Here is a 347-nt window from a genome sequence, read left to right on the forward strand (position 1 = left end):
CGAGGACCTCACCGACGAACGCAAAGAAACCGCCGCGGGATTCTGGAAACGCGCCAACGCGTTCTTCGCCGACCACGGCATCACCGTCAAACGAGTGTTGACCGACAATGGATCCTGTTACCGGTCAAAGAATTTCGCTGAAGCGCTCGGCCCCGACATCACCCACAAGAGGACCCGGCCCTACCGGCCACAGACCAACGGCAAAGTCGAGCGATTCAACCGCACCCTGACCACCGAATGGGCCTATGCGCAGACCTACCGCTCTGAGGCCGAACGCGCCGGAACCTACCAGCACTGGCTGCATCACTACAATCACCACCGACCCCACACCGGCATCGGCGGAATGA

General features: G+C 61.1%; 1 protein-coding gene. It reads left to right on the top strand.

Translation table 11 applies throughout. The annotated features are described in order from the left end of the window. A partial coding sequence (locus AC5Y5O_RS32290) for an integrase core domain-containing protein (RefSeq protein WP_500028783.1) occupies window positions 1-347 on the top strand: 347 nt, incomplete at both ends.

The sequence above is a fragment of the Mycobacterium sp. NGS40 genome, assembly GCF_059812735.1.